Annotated in this window: 17 protein-coding genes, 2 tRNA genes and 1 pseudogene; 15 read left to right on the top strand and 5 right to left on the bottom strand. The window is 44.2% G+C overall.

Translation table 11 applies throughout. The features are described from left to right. Position 1: 1 nt before the first annotated feature. The 8 genes from L2748_RS19310 (at position 2) to L2748_RS19275 (ending at position 8,663) form a co-directional block, all read left to right on the top strand. A complete protein-coding gene (locus L2748_RS19310; RefSeq protein ID WP_220782197.1) occupies positions 2 to 826 on the top strand; it encodes an ABC transporter permease in 825 nt (274 codons plus the stop codon). Positions 827 to 1,100: 274 nt separating this feature from the next. Further along, the gene (locus tag L2748_RS19305) at positions 1,101 to 2,384 is read left to right on the top strand and encodes a winged helix-turn-helix domain-containing protein (RefSeq protein ID WP_220782198.1); all 1,284 of its coding nucleotides are present in this window, start codon (positions 1,101 to 1,103) and stop codon (positions 2,382 to 2,384) included. A gap of 320 nt (positions 2,385 to 2,704) precedes the next feature. Continuing rightward, entirely contained in the window at positions 2,705 to 3,124 is a 420-nt protein-coding gene (rbsD, locus tag L2748_RS19300) for a D-ribose pyranase (protein ID WP_220782199.1), read from the top strand. 17 nt (positions 3,125 to 3,141) lie between these two features. Further along, positions 3,142 to 4,647: a ribose ABC transporter ATP-binding protein RbsA gene (rbsA, locus tag L2748_RS19295; RefSeq protein WP_220782200.1), complete on the top strand. Its 1,506-nt coding sequence runs from the start codon at positions 3,142 to 3,144 to the stop codon at positions 4,645 to 4,647. Continuing rightward, entirely contained in the window at positions 4,644 to 5,618 is a 975-nt protein-coding gene (gene rbsC / locus L2748_RS19290) for a ribose ABC transporter permease (protein WP_220782201.1), read from the top strand. Before rbsA ends, rbsC begins: the two co-directional genes overlap by 4 nt. A gap of 63 nt (positions 5,619 to 5,681) precedes the next feature. Beyond that, entirely contained in the window at positions 5,682 to 6,581 is a 900-nt protein-coding gene (rbsB, locus tag L2748_RS19285) for a ribose ABC transporter substrate-binding protein RbsB (protein ID WP_220782202.1), read from the top strand. Between the two features lie 123 nt (positions 6,582 to 6,704). Then, the gene (rbsK, locus tag L2748_RS19280; protein ID WP_220782203.1) at positions 6,705 to 7,622 is read left to right on the top strand and encodes a ribokinase; all 918 of its coding nucleotides are present in this window, start codon (positions 6,705 to 6,707) and stop codon (positions 7,620 to 7,622) included. Positions 7,623 to 7,655: 33 nt separating this feature from the next. After that, positions 7,656 to 8,663: a substrate-binding domain-containing protein gene (locus L2748_RS19275; RefSeq protein ID WP_220782204.1), complete on the top strand. Its 1,008-nt coding sequence runs from the start codon at positions 7,656 to 7,658 to the stop codon at positions 8,661 to 8,663. 92 nt (positions 8,664 to 8,755) lie between these two features. Here L2748_RS19275 and fre read toward each other — a convergent pair whose 3' ends face one another. Together fre and ubiD are read right to left on the bottom strand one after the other, a co-directional pair. Beyond that, the gene (gene fre, locus L2748_RS19270) at positions 8,756 to 9,466 is read right to left on the bottom strand and encodes an NAD(P)H-flavin reductase (protein ID WP_220782205.1); all 711 of its coding nucleotides are present in this window, start codon (positions 9,464 to 9,466) and stop codon (positions 8,756 to 8,758) included. 109 nt (positions 9,467 to 9,575) lie between these two features. Further along, the gene (gene ubiD / locus L2748_RS19265) at positions 9,576 to 11,057 is read right to left on the bottom strand and encodes a 4-hydroxy-3-polyprenylbenzoate decarboxylase (RefSeq protein ID WP_220782206.1); all 1,482 of its coding nucleotides are present in this window, start codon (positions 11,055 to 11,057) and stop codon (positions 9,576 to 9,578) included. Positions 11,058 to 11,289: 232 nt separating this feature from the next. On the opposite strand from ubiD, the gene L2748_RS19260 reads away from it, so the two are divergent. Continuing rightward, the gene (locus L2748_RS19260; RefSeq protein WP_220782207.1) at positions 11,290 to 11,817 is read left to right on the top strand and encodes a hypothetical protein; all 528 of its coding nucleotides are present in this window, start codon (positions 11,290 to 11,292) and stop codon (positions 11,815 to 11,817) included. A 96-nt stretch (positions 11,818 to 11,913) separates the two neighbouring features. Then, a complete protein-coding gene (locus L2748_RS19255; protein ID WP_220782208.1) occupies positions 11,914 to 12,504 on the top strand; it encodes a hypothetical protein in 591 nt (196 codons plus the stop codon). Positions 12,505 to 12,576: 72 nt separating this feature from the next. Here the strand turns inward: L2748_RS19255 and L2748_RS19250 are convergent. Next, positions 12,577 to 13,101: pseudogene (locus L2748_RS19250) on the bottom strand (GNAT family N-acetyltransferase). Positions 13,102 to 13,134: 33 nt separating this feature from the next. After that, positions 13,135 to 13,620: a TlpA family protein disulfide reductase gene (locus L2748_RS19245; RefSeq protein ID WP_220782209.1), complete on the bottom strand. Its 486-nt coding sequence runs from the start codon at positions 13,618 to 13,620 to the stop codon at positions 13,135 to 13,137. A gap of 492 nt (positions 13,621 to 14,112) precedes the next feature. Between L2748_RS19245 and L2748_RS19240 the strand changes: the two genes are divergently transcribed. The 4 genes from L2748_RS19240 (at position 14,113) to gdhA (ending at position 18,402) form a co-directional block, all read left to right on the top strand. After that, positions 14,113 to 15,315, top strand: a complete 1,203-nt coding sequence (locus L2748_RS19240) for an aromatic amino acid transport family protein (protein ID WP_220782210.1) — start codon at positions 14,113 to 14,115, stop codon at positions 15,313 to 15,315. Positions 15,316 to 15,513: 198 nt separating this feature from the next. Beyond that, a tRNA-Ser gene (locus L2748_RS19235) sits at positions 15,514 to 15,604 on the top strand. Positions 15,605 to 16,293: 689 nt separating this feature from the next. Further along, positions 16,294 to 16,384, top strand: a tRNA-Ser gene (locus L2748_RS19230). Between the two features lie 674 nt (positions 16,385 to 17,058). After that, positions 17,059 to 18,402 carry an NADP-specific glutamate dehydrogenase gene (gdhA, locus tag L2748_RS19225; RefSeq protein ID WP_220782211.1) on the top strand — a complete coding sequence of 448 codons (1,344 nt, stop codon included), beginning with the start codon at positions 17,059 to 17,061 and terminating at the stop codon, positions 18,400 to 18,402. A 98-nt stretch (positions 18,403 to 18,500) separates the two neighbouring features. On the opposite strand, the gene traF is transcribed toward gdhA, so the two are convergent. After that, complete coding sequence (gene traF, locus L2748_RS19220; protein ID WP_220782212.1) at positions 18,501 to 19,697, bottom strand: conjugal transfer protein TraF; 1,197 nt, start codon at positions 19,695 to 19,697, stop codon at positions 18,501 to 18,503. 253 nt (positions 19,698 to 19,950) lie between these two features. Between traF and L2748_RS19215 the strand changes: the two genes are divergently transcribed. Then, the gene (locus L2748_RS19215; protein ID WP_220782213.1) at positions 19,951 to 20,652 is read left to right on the top strand and encodes an aspartate/glutamate racemase family protein; all 702 of its coding nucleotides are present in this window, start codon (positions 19,951 to 19,953) and stop codon (positions 20,650 to 20,652) included. Positions 20,653 to 21,396 lie beyond the last annotated feature (744 nt).

Here is a 21,396-nt window from a genome sequence, read left to right as displayed (position 1 = left end):
TATGTTGATGTCTCCTGTGTGTGTGATTGCTAAAAAAGAGATCCAAGATAGCCTGCGCAACCGCTGGGTATTGTTTATCTCGTTAATCTTCTTAATTTTGTCGTTAAGTGTGACCTTTGCTGGTAGCGCTGTGGCTGGGCATTTGGCGTTACCAGAGCTTAATGCTTTGATCTCAAGCTTATCGACTATTTCGGTATTTATTATCCCGTTAGCGGCGATGTTGGTCAGCTATGATGCGTTTGTGGGAGAAGATGAGTCTGGCACTTTACTATTATTGCTGTCGTATCCAATCACACGCTTGCAAATTTTGCTGGGTAAATTATTAGGCCATAGTGTGATTATGAGCGTCACCATAGGTTTTGCCTTCGGTTTAACTGGGCTGCTGTTACTGGCATTTGGTGACTATGATGCCGCTAAGCTGTTAAATCAATTTGGTCAATTTATTATCAGTAGTGTCTTGTTAGCGGTGGCGTTTATTTTATTTGGCTATATTGTCAGCCTCAAATCGGCGGAAAAAGCCAAGGCTGTGGCGAGTGTTTTATTCGTTTGGTTTGTATTTGTGCTTATTTATGACTTGCTATTACTGACGATATTAGTTGCAGATTTAGCTTTTTTTAATCAGTATATCATTAATGTCTTAATTGCCCTTAACCCAACCGATCTTTATCGAGCAATTAACCTGATTGGCACCGATGCGGGTAAAGGTAGTTTAGCTATCTTGTCTGCCGTTGCATGGGGGAAATTAGCACTTTATGCGGTTATGTTGCTATGGATTACGTTATTAGCTTTTATTGCTGAACAGATATTTAAACGCCGAGCTTTATAATGATTTATTCATTATTAGTAGTCGATAAAGAGGTGTTGTTCAAAATATACTTATTGATTGAAACAGTATTTTAAATAGAGCAATAGCAGTAACTTAGGTTGGGGTTGAATTGTTTAACTATTAAAATGTTAGTTATGTGAACATTAACATGTAGATTTTTAGTAGTTGATTTGATTTCAGGGCAAAATCACGTTTTTAATTAATTATTTTAGTAAACTTATATTAAGTTTTATTAATGCCCTAGTTACAGTGAATTGATTTGTAGAGGTTTAAGGTGCTGAAAGTTACTCCTTATTTGGAGCTGGATGAAGAGGCTAAGCAATTAGTCGATCATGCCAATAATAAAACCATCACCCTGACGGTATCTGAGTCTGCGGTTTTACATCAATTGATTTTGGCGCTTAGTTCTATATGTTCTAAAGAAGACCTATTAGCGGCAGGTTGGCCCGATCGTGTCGTGGCTGCCACCTCATTAACTCAATGTGTCAGTACCCTCAGAAAGAAGCTTGAACCCTATCCTGAAGTTATGCTGCGTACTATTGCGGGCCGCGGTTATCAGCTGAATGTTTCCAATCGTTCCCACATTAAAATGCTGGCGGTGAATGACGCAGAGTCGGTGCGTGCTGCGCTAGTTGATGTGTCGTTACTGGTAAAGTTAAGCGGCATCATCATTGTCATCTTAATCGCTCTGTCGATGTGGTATTTCAGTGATTATCACGGCGTCGTCAAAGCCAAAAATAGCTGGGATGCGACTAAGACAATTCCACTTAATATAGGCGGCACTAAGCAAGATGTGCAGCTTATTCATAAAGATGAGGTCACCCATTTACATGCCTCTATGTGGCAAAAGCATTTGGCGCCAGAATCGAATCATTTAACTAATTTAAACCAGTTTAATGGTTTTGCGGTTACCGATGGCAATTACTATTCGATGGCAGTTTGCCCTGAAGCGGATAAACAAAAATGTTCAGGAAATGGCTTAATCAATATTACTGCCATTGATCTCACCCCGGCAGGGTTGAACATGCAAACCTTCACCGAGCTGACCCATATGATGGAGCAGCGTATCCGTTATAATCGGGTGATTATTCCTCATGATGAGCCGGGCACCAGTGGCTTTATTGAGCATCATTATCATGCGGACGTGTATTATCCGGTACAAGGTAATATGTTGGTGCGCTCAGACATTAGCTTGTCGCTGATTTATAACGGTGAAAATACCGGTAAGTTTTATTCGGCAGCTTGCGTAACGGATGAAGAGTGCAAAACCACACCGATTAAGTACAAAATTAAAGGTGATTTTACCCAGCACCGCGAAAAGATTAACGATTTAGATGTGGATGTATTCCACGTTAAAGTGGCGCAAAAAGAGCTAATTAAGCCAGAAGAAGTGAGCTCGTCGGCGATGCATTTTTATCGCGAAATTCGTAAGCATGAAATTATCGACAGCGATTTATACTTCTACCGCATATACAAAGATGCCGATACCGCAGTATGGATTGTGCCTATCTTAGGTAATCTTGTGGCTTGGTATGAATACGACAAAGTTAAGCTTTAATCGTAGAAGCTCATAGGACTAGGTATTAATCCTTAAATCCCATCTTAGGTCGGCATTTATGCCGTCATACGGATCAAAAAAAGGCAAAACAGCATCAGTTGTTTTGCCTTTTTTGCATCATACCGCAACAACCACAACGCGCTAAACCGATCCGGTAACCAGATAAAGTTGCTTTTATTTACCCTAGCAGCATGGTGTTTTTGTTAGATCCTTCACAGATCTCATTGCGATACCATGCATTATCGAAACGTTTCGATTACTCTGCTCGCAATTGCCATCGAAACGTTTCGATAATCTAGAGATAAGCCTTAGGTTGATAGATGAATAAACACGCCTTACTCAATGCCGATATGAACTACCTAACAGCAACATTGGGTCATACCGATGAAGTCACTATTTGCGATGCGGGGTTACCTATTCCTGCATCAGTGCAGCGTATCGATTTAGCGTTAACCCATGGCGTGCCGAGTTTTATTGCCACGGTAAATGTTTGGTTAGCCAGCTCGCAAATTGAAGGGGTGATTTTGGCGCAAGAGTTTGTTGATGCTAGCCCGGATTGCCATCAAGCCCTATTGCACGCAATCGAAGCTGAGCAGCAAGCAACAGGCCGCACATTCAGTGTTGAATACATCTCACATGAGGCGTTTAAGCAGCGCACGCATCTTAGCCGTGCAGTGATCCGTACCGGCGAATGCACTCCGTATGCCAATGTGATTTTTAAAACTGGTGTTGTATTTTAAGCTAAGCGGAGTCTCCCATGACCCAAGCCATATTGCAGTTACAAGCCATTGAAAAGTCTTTCCCTGGGGTTAAAGCTCTAGATAAAGCTAGCCTCAACGTTTATCCCGGTAAGGTGATGGCGCTAATGGGCGAAAACGGTGCAGGTAAGTCGACCTTGATGAAGGTGCTTACCGGGATCTACAACCTAGATGCGGGACAGATAGTTTATCAAGGGAAGGTTCGCAGCTTTGACGGTCCACGGGACTCTCAAACAGCAGGCATTAGCATTATCCATCAAGAGCTTAACCTGCTTCCTGAGCTCACAATCGCTGAAAACATCTTCCTCGGTCGAGAAATCACTTCACGCTTTGGTCGCATATTGTGGGATGAAATGAATGCCCAAGCTGCTGCGCTATTAAGTCGTTTATCCGTATCCCATACACCACAAACCCGAGTTGGTAGCTTAAGTTTAGGCGAGCAGCAAATGGTAGAAATTGCCAAAGCTATCTCGTTTGACTCAAAAGTGATCATCATGGATGAGCCGACGGATGCGCTCACCGACATCGAAACGCAATCGTTGTTTAAGGTGATTAATGAGCTACGTGACCAAGGCTGCGGCATTGTTTATATCTCGCATCGCATGCAAGAGATCTTCACTATTTGTGACGCAGTAACAGTACTTCGGGATGGCGGTTTTATTCATGAATGCGCGATTAGCGATATTGATGAAGACCAGCTTATTGAGCGTATGGTGGGGCGCAAACTTGCCGACCAATACCCACGTATTGCCATTACTCATCAAGGTAGCCGTTTAGCGGTCAAGCAACTATCGGGTCCGGGTGTAGCGAATGTGAGTTTCAACCTTAACCAAGGTGAGATTTTAGGTTTCTCAGGCTTAATGGGCGCTGGTCGCACTGAGCTGATGAAAATGATTTTTGGTGCAGAGGCTAAAACTCAAGGACAGCTAAGCCTAAATGGCTGCGACATTAACATCAGCAGTCCGCAACAGGCGCTTACTGCCGGCATTGCTTATATTTCTGAAGACCGCAAAGGCGATGGCTTACTGCTGGATTTGTCGGTTAAAGAAAACATGTCTATTTGCGCTTTAGCCAAGTTGAGTTCTGGGCTGCAACTGCGCCACAACGATGAAATGGCCGAAGTCGACCGCTTTATCGATGCATTCAATATTAAAACCCCAAGCCGTGATGCGCGCATAGGTAATTTGTCTGGCGGTAATCAGCAAAAAGTGTCAATTGCTAAAGGCTTAATGACCTTACCACAAGTGCTTATTTTAGATGAGCCAACTCGTGGTGTGGACGTGGGGGCAAAGAAAGAGATCTACGATTTAATCAATCGTTTTAAGGCGCAAGGTATGAGCATTATTTTAGTGTCGTCGGATATGCCTGAGTTATTGGGGATGTCAGACCGTATTTTAGTGATGCACCAAGGTCAAATCAGTGGCGAGTTTGATGCCGCCAAAGCCAATCAAGAAACCATTCTTGCCTGCGCAGTAGGTAAAACATTACACAAGGATATTGCATGAGTCAGTCAATTACAGCGCAGCCATTTTATAAGCGTATAAACAAAGAGTGGTTGATTGAAAACAAGTCACTTATTGCTTTGTTTAGTCTTATTTTTGTGGTGTCTTTACTGAGCCCCAACTTTTTAACTGTCGATAATCTACTTAATATTTTACGTCAAACATCGGTGAATGCGATTATTGCCGTGGGCATGACAATCGTGATTTTAACCGCGGGTATCGACTTAAGTGTTGGCTCGGTTTTGGCCTTAAGTGGCGCGATTGTCGCGACCTTAATTGGCATGGATGTGCCGGTAATGGTGGCTTTGCCAGTAGCGTTAATCGCCGGTGCTGCACTGGGGGCTATTAGCGGCATTATTGTTGCCAAAGGCAAGGTGCAGGCATTTATCGCAACCTTAGTGACCATGACATTGCTGCGTGGCGTCACTATGGTGTACACCGACGGTCGCCCGGTCCCCACCGGTTTTAGCGACACCGCAGACAGCTTTACTTGGTTAGGTACTGGTTATGTGCTGGGTATTCCTGTGCCCGTCTGGCTAATGGCAATTGTATTTATCGGCGCTTGGTATTTGCTAAACCATACCCGCTTTGGCCGTTATATTTATGCGGTAGGTGGTAATGAGTCTGCGGCACGTTTATCGGGTATTGCGGTTGATAAAGTCAAGATTGCTGCCTATGCCATTTGTGGCTCAATGGCGGCGCTAGCAGGCATTATCGTTACCGCGCGTTTGTCATCGGCGCAGCCAACCGCAGGTATGGGCTACGAGCTTGATGCTATTGCTGCTGTGGTATTAGGCGGCACCAGTTTAATGGGCGGTAAGGGGCGTATTGTCGGTACCTTAATTGGTGCTCTGATTATTGGCTTTTTGAATAATGCGCTTAACCTGCTCGATGTTTCGTCATACTACCAGATGATTGCCAAAGCCAGTGTGATATTGCTTGCTGTGATCATTGATACCAAGAAAAAAGCCTAACCCGATATTGGCAGTGCGCTAGCGTGCTGCCTTTTTGTATTTTACCAACTGAAAAGGTTTACCATGACGCGACTTGCTAACCTTAACGCCTCAGCTTTGTTATCGATGGCATTGTTGTCTGCTAGTGCGCCTTTTGGCGCGAGTGCCCAAGATGCGATTGCCATTGTATTGTCGACGATGAACAACCCTTTTTTCGTCACCATGAAAGATGGCGCCGAGGCTAAAGCTGCCGAGCTGGGTTATAAGCTGATTGCACTGGACTCGCAAAACGATCCGAGCAAAGAGCTGGCTAATGTTGAAGACTTGACCATGCGCGGTGTTAAGGCGATTTTGATTAATCCAACCGACGCCCTAGCGGTGACTAATGCCATTCGCACAGCCAATCGCGCTAACATTCCAGTACTCACATTAGATAGAACCGCAGAGCATGGTGACATCGTCAGCCACATTGCCTCTGACAATATTGCAGGCGGTGAGCTAGCTGGTCAGTATATTGCTCAGCAACTTGGGGTTAATGCTAAAGTGATTCAGCTTGAGGGCATAGCGGGTACTTCAGCTGCTCGTGAGCGCGGTCAAGGGTTTAGCAATGCAGTGACTGGCAATAGCTTAAATATGTTATCCAGTCAGCCTGCGGATTTTGACCGCTCAAAAGGCTTAAACGTAATGGAGAATATGCTGGCAGCCAATGGTGATGTGCAAGCCGTGTTTGCCCAAAATGATGAAATGGCATTAGGCGCACTGCGAGCCATTGAAGCTTCAGGCAAGCGGGTGATGGTAATCGGCTTTGACGGTACCGATGAAGGCATTGCCGCGGTCAGACGTCAGCAACTATCGGCAACCATAGCCCAGCAACCAGAATTGCTTGGCGCAACGGCAATAGTGATGGCCGATAAGATCTTAAAAGGGCAACAGGTTGAAAAATCGATACCTGTTGCGTTAAAAATCATTACTGCAACACAGTAATTTTATTCAGTTTTAGTCACACTTATGTGCTGCGCCTTTGGAGCTTAGCTCAAGGCGTATTTCACTCTGAATCCAAGACAATATTGCTTGGCAGTCATTCAGAGAACATCAAGGAATATGTAAATGTCTCAGTTAATTGTTTTGGGCAGTGTTAATGCCGACCATGTGTTACAAGTGCCTTCTTTTCCACGTCCGGGTGAAACCTTGCATGGGCGTAATTATCAAATCATTCCTGGCGGTAAAGGGGCTAACCAAGCGGTTGCGGCTGCACGCTTAAATGCCGATATTGGTTTTATTGCCTGTGTGGGTGATGACGGTTTTGGGCAAAATATTCGTGGCACTTTTGCTGATGACGGCATGGATATTTCTGCGGTGCATATGATTGAAAATACCCCGACGGGTATTGCAATGATCCAAGTGAGCGATTGCGGTGAAAATAGTATTTGTATTGCTGCGGCTGCCAACGATGCATTAACAGCTGACATTGTTAACCAACATAGCGCGCAAATAGCAGCGGCCAAATATTTATTGATGCAGCTAGAAACCCCACTTGCGGGTATTGAGCAGGCTGCAAGCATAGCTAAAGCAAATGGCACCCAAGTGATTTTAAATCCAGCACCTGCACGCGCTTTACCTGATGCGTTGTTGGCAATGGTTGATATAATCACCCCTAACGAAACAGAAGCCGAAGTATTAACCGGCGTTGCAATTACCGATGAAACCAGCGCTGCTGAGGCTGCGACGATTTTACATGCTAAAGGCATTGCGACTGTGATGATTACTTTAGGCTCGAAGGGCGTTTACTTAAGCCAGCAAGGCACTGGTAAAATTATCCCAGGCTTTAAAGTAAAAGCCACCGATACAACGGCTGCAGGTGATACCTTTAATGGAGCGCTTGTCACGGGACTCCTTGAAGGCCAAGCAATCGACAATGCAATTGTATTTGCCCATGGCGCTGCAGCGATTTCAGTTACCCGTTTTGGTGCACAAACCTCAATTCCAAACCGTGATGAAGTTGAGCAGTTTATTGCTGCGCAGTAATCAATATTAGTGACAAGATAGGAAGTTAACTCGATGGCCACCATGAAAGATGTTGCCAAACTTGCAAGCGTGTCTACGTCCACAGTAAGCCATGTAATGAATGGCACTCGCTTTGTAAGTGATGATATTGCTAAGCGGGTGCAAGACGCCGCACTGCAATTGAATTATCACGGCCCGTCTGCGGTGGCGCGCAGCCTAAAGCAAAACTGCACTAAAACCATCGGCATGTTGGTCACCACATCAACTAACCCGTTTTACGCTGAAGTAGTGCGTAGTGTTGAGCAAGCTTGTTATCAGCAAGGCTACAATCTAATTCTGTGTAATACCGAAGGTGATGCCCAGCGCTTGAAGCGTTCACTCACCACTTTAATTGAACGCCGCGTTGATGGCTTAATCATGATGTGCGCCATGCTCGAAGGTGACGATGCATTGCTGTATCGCCGCTTAGGTGGCTTGCCTGTGGTGGTGATGGATTGGGGCCAAGTGGACTTTAGTTGCGACAAAATTCAAGGCCACTCGCGTCAAGGCGGTATTCTTGCAACCCAATACCTGATTGATAACGGCCACACACAAATTGGCTGTATTACGGGGCCGCGTAATCGCCAGCAAGCGGATCTACGTTATCAAGGTTTTGTTGACGCCATGGCGGCAGCTAACTTACCGATTAATCCTGCTTGGGTGATTGAAAGTAACTTTGAAACTGAGGGCGGTAAGGCGGCTTTTGCTCAGTTGCAAGCTAAAGGCGAGTTACCGAGTGCACTGTTTGTGTGTAACGACATGATGGCGATTGGTGTATTGCATGAAGCGCAGCGAACTGGCGTGCAAATTCCACAGCAGCTATCGGTAATTGGTTACGATAATATTCAGTTGGCTAAGTTTATGACACCCGCGCTAACCAGTATTCATCAGTCAAAAGCGCGCTTAGGCGCAGCAGCGGTGAATGCATTGATTGCGCGTTTGCACGACCCAAGTCTTCCTCCGCAGTTTATGGATATTGAGCCAAGGGTGACAGAGCGCGCCAGCGTGAGTGATAAGTCGTAGTCTAAGCAAAATCAAAACTAAAGTTAAAAGCAGAGCAATAAAAAAGGCGAGTGGATATACATCCTCTCGCCTTTATTCATCTAACGCTCTGCTTACTTAATAAATGCGAAGGCATCACCGTAGAGGTGGTCTTCTTCAACGCCCATAGTGCGGAATACTTCACGCGCGGCGCCAACCATATCAAAACGGCCTGCAATATAGATGTCGTATCCGTTTAGGCTATCGAAATCATGCTTTATCTGCTCTAGCAGGTTAGCTTCTTTGCCTTTCCAGTCTGCATCGGCTTCTTCTATTACTGGCACAAAGTTAAGCCATGGGTGCGCCTCGTGCCATTCGCGGGCAATCGTTTCAAAGTACATGGCTTCTTGATTGCGGCAACCCCAGTAAAGGGTGGTTTCAATCTCTTGGCCTAGCGCGATTTTTTGTTCAACAATACTCTTAATATAAGAGAAGCCTGTACCGCCAGCAATCAGTAGGCGAGGGCGTTGGCTCTCTGCGCGCAGGTGAGCATCACCGCCAGGCACTTCAATCTCAATGCTGCCACCAGTGCTTAAGCACTCTTTTAAACGCTCAACCACCTGCATTGGATAGCTTTCGCTTACCGCTGCGCCAATGTGTAGTTCAATATGCTCAGCGTCTGGCGCTGATGCGATAGAGAAAGGACGCTTGTCTTTTTCACCCATAACCACGCACAGGTATTGACCCGCTTTAAAGTCAAATGGCGTGTTAGGTTTTAAAATAACTTGGAATACCGCGTTATTAAACGGCGCAACTTTTTCAATGGTACAGCTAATGGTGTTCATCTTTATTCCTTGATGAGCCTCTCTTGTGGAAGCTTACTCTGTATAAGTTTATGCGCCTGCCAATGGTGGCAGGCAATATATAGGTTAGCTAATGTTTAGCCCAATAGTGTTACAGGGTTGGCGCATCGTCAATGCCTAAGTCATCCCAAATAGCATCGACTTTTTGTTTAACGGCTTCATCCATTACGATTGGCGTGCCCCATTCGCGGTCGGTTTCACCTTCCCACTTGTTGGTGGCATCCATGCCCATTTTTGATCCAAGTCCTGCCACTGGTGAGGCAAAATCGAGGTAATCAATTGGGGTGTTTTCAATCATAACCGTGTCGCGTTTTGGATCCATGCGGGTGGTAATCGCCCAAATCACATCGTTCCAATCGCGGCAATTGACGTCCTCGTCGACCACCACAATAAACTTGGTATACATAAACTGACGTAGGAACGACCAAGCGCCCATCATCACCCGTTTAGCATGACCTGGATATTGTTTACGGATTGAAATAACCGCCATACGGTACGAGCAGCCTTCTGGCGGCAGGTAAAAATCGATAATTTCTGGATACTGTTTACGTAAAATAGGCACGAAGACTTCGTTCAGTGCCACACCCAACATAGCAGGCTCATCAGGTGGACGGCCGGTGTAGGTGCTGTGGTAAATGGCATCTTTTCTGTGGGTAATGTGGGTCACGGTAAACACTGGGAACGAGTCGGTTTCGTTGTAGTAACCTGTGTGATCGCCATAAGGGCCTTCTTCCGCCATCTCATCCGGGTCGATATAACCCTCTAAGATGATTTCGCTGGTGGCTGGCACTTCTAAGTCACAGCTTAGTGCTTTACACACTTCAGTGCGCTCGCCTCTGAGTAGACCTGCAAAAGCATATTCGCTCATGGCATCTGGCACAGGCGTTACCGCACCTAGAATGGTAACCGGATCGGCACCTAAAGCCACAACCACAGGGTAGCGCTCACCTGGGTGCTTCTCTTTAAAGTCTTTAAAGTCTAACGCGCCGCCACGGTGGTCAAGCCAACGCATAATTAACTTGTCTCTACCGAGCAATTGCTGGCGGTAAATACCCAAGTTTTGGCGTTTTTGGCGTGGACCTTTAGTGATGGTTAAGCCCCAAGTGACCAGCGGTGCAACATCGCCAGGCCAGCAATGCTGAATGGGTAGCTTAGTTAAGTCTACTTCTTCACCGGTTTTAACCACTTGTTGGCAAGGAGGATTACGCACGGTTTTAGGCGGCATGTTTAAGGCTTGCTTAAACATTGGGATTTTTGAAATAGCGTCTTTAAAGCCACGTGGTGGCTCTGGCTCTTTTAGAAACGCCAGTAGTTCGCCTACATCGCGCAGTGCCAGAGGATCTTCTTTACCTAATGCCATGGCTACCCGTTTTGGGGTACCAAATAAGTTAGCTAATACAGGCATGTCGTTGCCGACCGGATTTTCGAATAACAGAGCTGGGCCTTTAGCGCGTAATACACGATCGGCAATCTCTGTCATTTCCAAATGAGGATCAACGGGATGACTAATACGCTTTAGCTCACCATTGGTCTCTAGGTGGTCTATAAAGCTGCGCAAATCCTTAAAACTCATAGGGGAATTCTCATCGCTATAAACTGTGATATGGCGCGCACTATAGCATCATTCGAACGTGCGTTAAACGCTTGTTCATCAAAGCGTGGCATCAATATATTTCAGGTTTTACTGAAGCTATTGTCTTTATTGCTAGGGGCTTAGCGACTGACATTGGTTTACGGCTTATTTGAGCGTAAACTGAACTACATGATTCTACATTTGTTGGTGGCAACAGCATTGGAGGATAGAGATGAATGTATTGAAGTTGGGCTGCGCTATTGCGGCTTTAAGTAGTTTATTTTGCCTGCCGTCCGTTAGCGCTAATTCGCTATTAATAACCTCTGCTTCTGTACCGCTGGTGATGAGCAATGTCAGTGTGGGCGTTGGCTGGAGCAACTATGACTACCGCGACCCATGGCGCTGGAACGTCGGGGTATCTAACAGTTGGTACGGTTATCCGTACCGTAATGGATACTACAGACCAGGCTGGCGCCCCGGTTATAACTGGGGGGTAGGCTCTCGCTGGCGTAACCCTTATGGTTATAACAACCGTTATTACTCGCCTTACCGTTACGACAGGCAAACCTATAAAGCCCCTGAGCCTAAAGTCGTGAGGTCGCCAGAGCGAGTGACGACTAGCGTGAACTATTCCACTGGTTTAGCTCGATTGCCCGATAATGCGCGGGTGATTCAGCGAGATGGTCGCACTATCTATGAGTGGCAAGGCGTTGAGTATGTGTTTGATTGGAACTCTAATACTTATCGGAAGCTTAACTGATGGTGGCGTGGATTTGATTGGCTCATCGTTTTGTTCTGCTACAAAACTTGTTAACTTATATTGGATTAAGCTGCACAACATGGAAGGGCGACGTAAATGAGCTGGATGCAATTTATAATTGAGCTGCTAGATAAATTGATCTGGCCGGCTGTGATGGTGTTTGCGGTGCTTAATTTAAAGCGCCCCTTATCAAAGCTGATCCCTTTGGCTAAAAAACTGAAGTTTAAAGACTTAGAGGTCGAGTTTGGTCAAGGGTTGAAGGCGGTGACCGAGCAAGCACAAGGGGTGTTCCCTGAGTTAAAAACCGATAAGAAAACCTTGTTAATTGCATCTGCGAATAGCTTACCTAACTCAGCCATTCTTGAAGCATGGGAGCAGGTGGATTTAGCGGCTGAACAACTTATCAAATCTCATTGTGACAACATTACCTTAGATAAAAACACGCGCTATAAGCACATTGAAAATATTTTGATCAACGAAGCGCTAATTAATACCAAGCAAGGTAAGTTGTTTAGCGAGTTACGCCAGTTGCGTAATAGGGTTGCCCATGCGGTGGGTTATGAAGTGGGTAAAGCCGAAGCAATTCAATATATAGAGCTGTGCTTTAAGCTGATAGAGCATCTACGTAGCTTAACGCCATCGGAGATCCGTAGTTGTGATTTAGCGATTAAACAGGCCGCGAGTTAGTATACTTAAACTACAACAAAGCCCTGTGAATCATGCTCGATTCACAGGGCTTTGTTGTACTGATACTTAACCTTATGCTTTGCTTTTTAAATACATGTCATAGCGCTGAATCATAAAACCTAGGTTTTGAAACTTTTTATTGAAGGTCATACCAAGCTTTTTGAGTACATTGATTGATGCGTGGTTACGATCAACAACATCGCCAACGATATAGTCGAGATCCATATGAGATTTAGCGTAATCAATACAGGCTTGATTAGCTTCAGTGGCAAAACCTTGCCCTCAATATTCTGGTGCAAAGCGATAACCTATATCGGTTTCGTCAATACGATAATCATTTTTAAAGCCACAAAAGCCAATAACACAGTTGGTTTCTTTCAAGACAACCGCCCAACGCGCATAACCAAACTGTAAGTATTCATTGAGCCAGATATCGCGAATAATGCGTTCCGCATCAGCAAGGGATTTTACGACGCCGGCATCGCCAGTATAGAGGTTAACTCTTTCATCGGCATTAAAGTCATAAACGGCCTGTACGTCATCGAGATTAAACTCTCTAATAATTAATCTTGGTGTTTCGGTGATGATCTTGCTCATGCGCTTCCTTGTCTCCTTTTGCACCAATCGCTATTACCAAACGACTTCTTTTATTGGGTTGTCTTGTTCGCCAATTATGGTTTTAACCACTCTATTATCAGCATCTAACAATATCAATCTTGGAATTCCACTATTAGCAAATTGCGTATAGATCTCTCTATTGGGATCCGCAACCATAGCAAAATTTAATTCATACTCAGCGGCAAACTTATCGAGTGCTGCCGGGGATTCTTCGCGGCCAATCCCTATGATGTCGACATTAGGGCTTAAGTGAAGGTTAGAGTTCGCGAGTAGCGTCATGGTGCGCTGGGAGTCATGGCACCAAGTGGCAAATAAGATTAGTAGCTTATTATTGCTCGACTCGGCTAAATCGATTTTACTGCCTTGGGTATCGGTAAATTGTGTCACTGGCACTTTATCGCCAGCTTGCACATAAGTGAGGTATGTATCTTGGTTATTGGCACAGCCCGTTGTAGCTAAGGCCAATAACCCTAAAATGGCGAGTTTAATTATGTTCATTGAGGTCCGTTATTGTTATTTATTGTTGCTTGTTATTAATGCTAGGGCTGCAATATACCGAGTTGCCTTGTTGGCCTCGATTAATTGTAAGTCGCTTCTAAACTAGCAGAGGCAAAACTGAATGTATAAGCCAAGGTTGCAACAGTATGTAAATGACGGTTAGCCTGACTGACGAAGCATAAATTGGGCGATGTCTGTTTATTAATAATTAATCGAATATGTTTGTTGACAGGCGAACGGGGACATCCTATCGTGGAGTCTTATCTAACTTGCTGTTATTTAAGTCATTAATTAACAGAATTCAATAAGGAAAGTTACGTGTTATTAACACCTGTTCAGGCTTATTACTATCTATAGCCACAATGGCGTAGATAGAGGTTAATACTCCCCCCTCATGTTTTAAATCACTCCATTGTGGCAATTCCATTATCGGGATCTGGCCACCCTTAGTGCCCGTTCCGAACTCTTACTCTTATATTTGGAACACCATAAATGAACAATAGTAAAATCTTTGGCAGTATGTTGATTATCGCCGGCACTACCATTGGCGCAGGAATGCTCGCATTGCCTTTAGCTGCCTCAGGTCTGGGCTTTGGCGTTGCCTGTGTGGTTATGTTTTTAATTTGGTCGCTAATGACATACACCGCACTATTGATGATAGAAGTGCATCAATATGCCCCCGTGGACGCTACCTTACATACCCTAGCTCATAAATTACTTGGCAGGAAAGGTCAGCTGGTGGCTAGTTTTTCGATGATGTTCTTGTTTTATGCGCTCTGTGCGGCATACATTGCTGGCGGTGGTGAGCAGATGAATGACAAGCTAATTAATTGGGCTGGGCTAGATTTACCAGAACAAAGTGGCGCACTACTGTTTACCTTGCTGATTGGTACAGTGGTAGCGATTGGTACTCGTTCAGTTGATATGATTAACCGCAGTCTGTTTTCATTGAAACTCATTGCGCTGGTGGTGATGTTATTCTTATTACTTCCCCATGTATCGGTTGATAATTTAGTGGCATTGCCTGTACATCAAGGTTTAGTTCTCGCGTCATTACCTGTGATATTCACCTCTTTTGGTTTTCATGGTTCAATTCCCTCGGTTGTGCGTTACTTAGGTAAAGATACCAAAGCGCTACGCTGGATAATTGTTGTAGGCTCAGCGCTGCCGCTAATGGTTTATGGCTTGTGGATGCTCGCCAGCCAAGGCGTGTTAACCCAGCAAGAGTTAATGGGCAGCCAAAGCTTAAACGGCTTTATTGGCTCGTTGAGTAACTTATTACATAACCCTATGATCGCTAATGCAGTATCTGTGTTTGCTGATTTGGCTTTAGCGACTTCGTTCTTAGGGGTTAGCTTAGGCCTATTCGATTTTATTGCTGATTTACTAAAGCGTAGTGCCTCGCCTAGCCATAGAGTACAGGTTGGCTTAGTGACTTTTTTACCGCCATTAGGTTTTGCGCTTTTCTACCCACAAGGCTTTATTACTGCACTGGGTTATGCAGCATTCGCTTTAGTGATTTTGGCGGTATTTTTACCCGTCGCAATGGTAGCAACTCAGCGTAAACAAGCAGATCTTAATGGTTACCAGGTAAAAGGTGGCACATTGGGTTTGGTAGTGGCTGCTTTAGCGGGTTTATTGATTATTAGTGTGCAGTTGATGCAGATGTTTAATTTGTTTCCTGCTATAGGTTAGTAATAAAGAGGTTTAGCTCTTAGAGCTAGAGTAAAGAAAATGGCTTTAGTTGTTTTGCAACTAAAGCCATTTTTTAATCTATTTTGACTAAAAAACAGCTGAATAAGTGTTTATTTTAGTGTTTGGCTGGTTTTTTAGGCATTCGATTCAAAATTGGCTTTACATTGCCTCAGAGTATCCCTATTATCTGCGGCGTTCGGAGGGATGGCAGAGTGGTCGAATGCACCGGTCTTGAAAACCGGCATGGGTTTATAGCCCATCTAGGGTTCAAATCCCTATCCCTCCGCCACATTTAGAGAAAGGGCTTCCAGCAATGGAAGCCCTTTTTCGTATATCCAGAAAAAGCTGATTAGAACCCCTGGTTCCTATTGTTTAGAACCGGCTATCCCAGCGCCACATTTAGATGAGGCCCCAGCAGAAATGCTGGGGCCTTTTCGCATTTAGGAAGCCCGACTTTGAATCTTAGGGTTCCTGTTGTTTAGACTCTTTACTAGAAATTGGCTATCCCATAGCTACATATAGAGAAGCCCGCTATCTACGATTTATAAAACTGAACCCAAGGGTTCCTATTGCTTAAAGTCAGCTATCCCTACGCCATACTTAGAGAAAGGGCTTCCACTCTTGTAATAAAGAGCGGAATCCCTTTTTCGTATGTTGAAATAAAAGCTGAACCCTAGGGCTTTAATCGTTTAGGTTCTTTGCTAAGAATTAGCGATCCCATCCACCACATGTAGAATACACTTTGAATAATATGTTGGTTTGACCTGAGAGAGCTGAATTAAGATAGATTTATGGTGCTGAGTGCAGCGCTTAACAAGAAGAGAGCATTTTTTAGTCCTAGCGCAGTAGTTAGTTGCTGGTATTTGCAGCGAAATTTAATAAATTCAGCTGATTGCGTTGAGTTTTTGTGCGAACGAACTATTTGAGTCAAATTAGGCTTTACAATCGAGTCGAACGCCCCTATTATTTGCGTCGTTCGGAGGGATGGCAGAGTGGTCGAATGCACCGGTCTTGAAAACCGGCATGGGTTTATAGCCCATCTAGGGTTCAAATCCCTATCCCTCCGCCACATTTAGAGAAAGGGCTTCCAGCAATGGAAGCCCTTTTTCGTATCTGTAATCAAATGGGTTTATAGTGCAGATATATAGTGTTCAAGCCTCTAGCCCACAGTGCCACATTTAGAAAAGCCCGCTATTTATAGCGGGCTTTTTGCTCTCTGCGATTTATAAAGTTGAACCCTAGGGTTCCTATTGTTTAAAGTCAGCTATCCATCCGCCATATTCAAGATGAAGGGCTACTCGAAAGAGTAGCCCTTTTTCGTATATCCAGAAAAAGCTGATTAGAACCAGCTATCCCTCCGCCACATTTAGATGAGGCCCCAGCAGAAATGCTGGGGCCTTTTCGCATTTAGGAAGTTGCGCTTTGAACTCTTAGCCTTCTATTACCTCTAGACTTGCTATTAACTACTGTCTATTTTGATATTACGGTTGAAATTTGCACAAACAAAAAGTGTTCCTGGTTAAGTTTGATGATTTCTCTTTTTAATTGCGGTTTTATTGATGAATTATCATCAACAGGTGAGAATGTTTGGTTTTCTTGAGATATCACACAGGTTCAGTAAAGTCTTGTATTCATTAACTATCAAATACTGATATAAACCATTCCACAATATAAGCTGCAGGCATGCCTAGCGCATCCTAAGCAGCAGTTACCTCAATTCTTTGTATACCCTGGAGCACCAAAATGAGCTGCGATATGACTCTTGATAGTTTTCTTTCGACCGTTGCTGAGCGTAACCCTAACCAGCCTGAGTTTTTACAAGCGGTAAAAGAAGTACTGACTTCTATTTGGCCTTTCGTTGCAGCGCGTCCAGAATACTTAAATGCCGGTATTTTAGAGCGTCTAGTTGAGCCTGAGCGTCTAATTCAATTTCGTGTTTCTTGGGTAGATGATAGCGGTAAGGTACAAGTTAACCGCGCTTTCCGTATCCAGCACAACTCATCTATTGGCCCATTTAAAGGTGGTATGCGTTTCCACCCGTCAGTTAACCAGTCGGTACTAAAGTTTTTAGCGTTTGAGCAAACATTCAAAAACGCATTGACGACTTTGCCAATGGGCGGCGGTAAAGGCGGTAGTGACTTTGATCCTAAAGGTAAGAGTGAAGGCGAAGTGATGCGCTTCTGCCAAGCATTAATGTTAGAGCTTCACCGCCACTTAGGTGCGGATACTGATGTGCCTGCAGGCGATATTGGTGTTGGTGCTCGTGAAGTCGGTTACATGACTGGCATGATGAAGAAGTTAACTAACAGTGCTGAGTGTGTGTTTACTGGTAAAGGCTTGTCTTTTGGTGGCAGTTTGATCCGCCCTGAAGCCACTGGTTATGGTTTGCTATATTTCGTTGAAGCCATGCTAAAAGCTAAAGGCGAAAGCTTAGAAGGCAAAACGGTTACTGTATCTGGCTCGGGTAATGTGGCGCAGTACGCCATTGAAAAAGCCATGGAAATGGGCGGTAAAGTGATTACTGCATCAGATTCCAGTGGTGTGGTATTTGACCCAGAGGGCTTTACGCCCGAGAAACTCTCGAAGCTGATGGAAGTTAAAAATGACCGTCGCGGCCGTGTTGCTGATTACGCCCATGAAATGAGTCTAGAGTATGTGACTGGCGGTACGCCTTGGCAGTTTACTACTGATGTGGCGTTACCTTGTGCGACTCAAAATGAGTTAGATGCAGAACATGCTGCAATGCTGATTGAAAATGGCGTGCAGATTGTTGCTGAAGGCGCCAACATGCCAAGTACTGCTGAAGCTATCGTGTTAATGCACGAGGCAAAAGTATTGTTTGCTCCTGGTAAGGCTGCCAATGCGGGTGGTGTAGCAACTTCGGGTCTTGAAATGAGCCAAAACGCATTGCGTTTGAGCTGGTCTCGTGAAGAAGTTGATATGCGCTTGCGCGACATCATGTACTCAATCCACGCTACATGTGAGCAATATGGCCGAGAAGGTGAGCACATTAACTACGAGCTAGGTGCAAACGTGGCAGGCTTTGTAAAAGTGGCTGATGCGATGAAAGCACAAGGCGTTTACTAATTATTTGACTGACTAGTAGTAAAGAAAAGGGCTTAATAGCCCTTTTCTTACTTTATAACGCAGCAGCTCAAGTCTTCGATTTTGCTATTGAAAGTAATTTAGAAAGTAAACGAAGTTTGTATTACCGCGCCTAACTCATTGTCACTGGCGTAGCTAGCTGATAAATCAATATGGAATACATCGAATGGTGATAAACCTATACCCGCAGTAAATTGATCGGCTAGATTATCTGATAAATCAGTTTGGTAACCTGCACGCAGTTGTGCCCAGTCAAAGGCATTAAATTCAACACCAATACCTGCCATCTGTTTGTTATCGGCGTCTGCATCTATACCATTCAAGGTACCTTCGATAACGTCATAGCTTTTGGTTTCGTTTAACTCAACGTCAACTCCTACATTAAAAAGCCTATGGTTATAGCTAGCACTGGCAATGTAAGTTGGGTTAATGACGTACTCGCCACGGATCCCATGAGTCAAAGAGGTGTCATAGCTGTTCTCAATCAGGTTTTTACCGACAAAGCCAAAAGCTAAGCCGTTGTTCATCTGATATGCCAAGCCAACATCCAGATTAATGTTGCTTTCTTCGCTTTGATACCTGTCATCATCCCAGTCATCAAATTCGTAGTTTTCAATATCAGTAACGTAGTTAATGGTTGTTACTTGCTGATATTTAGGTGTAATACCGTAATAAAAAGTGCCATTGCTATGCTCATATGATTTAGCAAGGCTGACGCCTATTTCGGCGATAACCACACCCATGGTAAGTGCTTGAGAAGTTAAAGAGCTATTTTCAATCAGCTTATTTGCATCTAAATCACCTTCGGCGATATCCGCAAAAACGAAAGCGTCAGCATAAGCCTTAACGAACATGTTAACTGAAACATATTGATTAGGAATCGCAACGGCTAAGCTTACGTTTGCCTGTACGTTTGCTCTGTTACTTTGTAATTCTTCTAAAGCATCAACTACCAGTTGAGCATCTTGCTCGGTTGGATTGTTAATACTACTGAATTGGTCATAGATATCAGAGAAGCTGTCGGTTTTATCAATGATCTCTTCACTATCATCAATTTGTGCGCCAATTGATGGGATTAGCACAGCCATATCATCATCTTCACCGTATCTAGCTGCTAGAGCTGGGTTGTGAAAAGAAGCCGTTAAGTAATCTGCTGTAGAAGCACCAATGCCTCCCATTGCGAATGAGCGCGTGTCAAACGATTGCACTGCTGCAAATGAGTTTGCTGAGACTAGTGTTGCGATTAAAGTAGGAAGGAAAAGATGTTTCCGTGCCATGTAAAGTCCTTGAAATTATTGTTTTTGATTTTTTAACGGCAGGAAAGTACCACTTTATAGCGTTGAGGAATATGAGGCTGTTCAAGTAATCGCTATAAACTGAATAAGTAGATTTGGCTGTTATCTTAATTTTGTAATTAATCTAAATAATCCGCTGGCAAGTTAGTGTTATTGTGGAGGAGCCATTACATCCAAAATGGCACTAATGTATTTTTAGCGCGTGAGGCGCATTGCTGCAATCGGGGGTTATACAGTGAAAACAATCGGTATGCTTGGTGGAATGAGTTGGGAGTCTACAGCGAGTTATTACAAAGCACTCAATCAAGGGGTGAAATCTAAGCTTGGCGGACTGCATTCGGCAAAGGTGCACTTATATAGTGTCGATTTTGCTGAGATAGAAGCATTACAGCATAAAGGTGAATGGCATCAAACCGCCGAGATTTTAAGTTCAGCAGCTAAATCGGTTGAAGCCGCTGGCGCAGACTTTCTACTTATATGCACTAATACCATGCATAAGGTCGCAGATGATATACAGGCTAGTATCAATATTCCAATCCTGCATATAGCCGATGCGACAGCAAGTCAGCTTATCGCTGACGGTGTGCAAAAGGTTGGCTTGTTAGGAACCGCCTTTACTATGGAGCAGGACTTTTATAAAGGTCGCTTAAAGAATAAGTTTGCCATTGATGTGCTGGTACCAGCTAAGCAAGATCGCGAGATAGTGAATCGCATTATCTATGATGAACTATGCCGCGGTGTGATCTCTCCTGCTTCTCGTGAGCAATATTTAGCGATTATTGCAGCATTAGCAGAGCAGGGAGCGGAAGCTGTGATTCTAGGTTGTACAGAAATAGCATTGCTAGTTCAGCAGCAAGATACCCATGTACCTTTATATGACACTACCGAGATACACGCCGCGAAAGCGGTTGAGCTAGCTTTAATGGATAACAAGTAAAGGCTGCAATGCTATTAGTACAGCATTAGTTAGTGTAAGACTGGTTAGTACAACATTGCTCAGAACAACATTAGCCAGGGTTCTATTAGTTAACAACTAATAGAACCCAAACAGATATCGTTGCTCGTAAGATGCCATCAGTGCAAAAGCTTTGATTATGAAAGCAGTGAAGACCTAGTAGTTAAAGACAAAACTGTTAAAAGTGGGCCAGTTCAAGCAGTGGGGCTTTAAATTTCTAGGTTCAACTCGCCAGCTTATATAGAGATCGTTATAAAAGATGCGGTAAAGCTGATGAGATATTGTTTATAGAGCATGCTTGAGCGTCAATATGCAGCTAAATGGTCATAATTAAGTCTCCCTGACATGCTTTAGTAACCTGAAGTGGTTCTTAATAGAGTGGCCTTGGAGGTGATACACATGATTCTATTGGCCTCTAGCGCATGTTTTTTATACTTGTTACGATGCGGCTGTGTATAACTCTGTGGGTATTTGGTGAGTATGATGTGCTTAAAAGCTCTTTTTCAAAAAACCTTAATTTTCTTTAAAAAAGCGCTTGCGCTCCTTTAAAATCTCCCTATAATGCGACCCCACTGACACGGCGAAGCAGGCCACCTACCAAGCGTTAAGCTAGATAGAATGGCACTTGCAGCAGAGTTAGAGAGATTAACTTCTACGGAAATTAGCCTCAGGTGACAATCGCTTTAAGAGCTTCGAATGATGGTTGTTTACACGAGAGTGAACAAA

Origin of the sequence: Shewanella sairae (assembly GCF_023283535.1) — a bacterium.
Classification (GTDB): domain Bacteria; phylum Pseudomonadota; class Gammaproteobacteria; order Enterobacterales; family Shewanellaceae; genus Shewanella; species Shewanella sairae.
Note: the sequence above shows the minus strand (reverse complement) of the source record. Positions and strands in the feature narration are given on the sequence as shown.

Excerpts from the sequence above, each read along its gene's own strand:
- L2748_RS19310 (WP_220782197.1), top strand. The coding sequence starts at position 2 with ATGTTGATGTCTCCTGTGTGTGTGATTGCTAAAAAAGAGATCCAAGAT.
- rbsD (WP_220782199.1), top strand. The coding sequence starts at position 2,705 with ATGAATAAACACGCCTTACTCAATGCCGATATGAACTACCTAACAGCA.
- rbsA (WP_220782200.1), top strand. The coding sequence starts at position 3,142 with ATGACCCAAGCCATATTGCAGTTACAAGCCATTGAAAAGTCTTTCCCT.
- rbsC (WP_220782201.1), top strand. The coding sequence starts at position 4,644 with ATGAGTCAGTCAATTACAGCGCAGCCATTTTATAAGCGTATAAACAAA.
- rbsB (WP_220782202.1), top strand. The coding sequence starts at position 5,682 with ATGACGCGACTTGCTAACCTTAACGCCTCAGCTTTGTTATCGATGGCA.
- rbsK (WP_220782203.1), top strand. The coding sequence starts at position 6,705 with ATGTCTCAGTTAATTGTTTTGGGCAGTGTTAATGCCGACCATGTGTTA.
- L2748_RS19275 (WP_220782204.1), top strand. The coding sequence starts at position 7,656 with ATGGCCACCATGAAAGATGTTGCCAAACTTGCAAGCGTGTCTACGTCC.
- fre (WP_220782205.1), bottom strand. The coding sequence starts at position 9,466 with ATGAACACCATTAGCTGTACCATTGAAAAAGTTGCGCCGTTTAATAAC.
- ubiD (WP_220782206.1), bottom strand. The coding sequence starts at position 11,057 with ATGAGTTTTAAGGATTTGCGCAGCTTTATAGACCACCTAGAGACCAAT.
- L2748_RS19260 (WP_220782207.1), top strand. The coding sequence starts at position 11,290 with ATGAATGTATTGAAGTTGGGCTGCGCTATTGCGGCTTTAAGTAGTTTA.
- L2748_RS19255 (WP_220782208.1), top strand. The coding sequence starts at position 11,914 with ATGAGCTGGATGCAATTTATAATTGAGCTGCTAGATAAATTGATCTGG.
- L2748_RS19245 (WP_220782209.1), bottom strand. The coding sequence starts at position 13,620 with ATGAACATAATTAAACTCGCCATTTTAGGGTTATTGGCCTTAGCTACA.
- L2748_RS19240 (WP_220782210.1), top strand. The coding sequence starts at position 14,113 with ATGAACAATAGTAAAATCTTTGGCAGTATGTTGATTATCGCCGGCACT.
- gdhA (WP_220782211.1), top strand. The coding sequence starts at position 17,059 with ATGAGCTGCGATATGACTCTTGATAGTTTTCTTTCGACCGTTGCTGAG.
- traF (WP_220782212.1), bottom strand. The coding sequence starts at position 19,697 with ATGGCACGGAAACATCTTTTCCTTCCTACTTTAATCGCAACACTAGTC.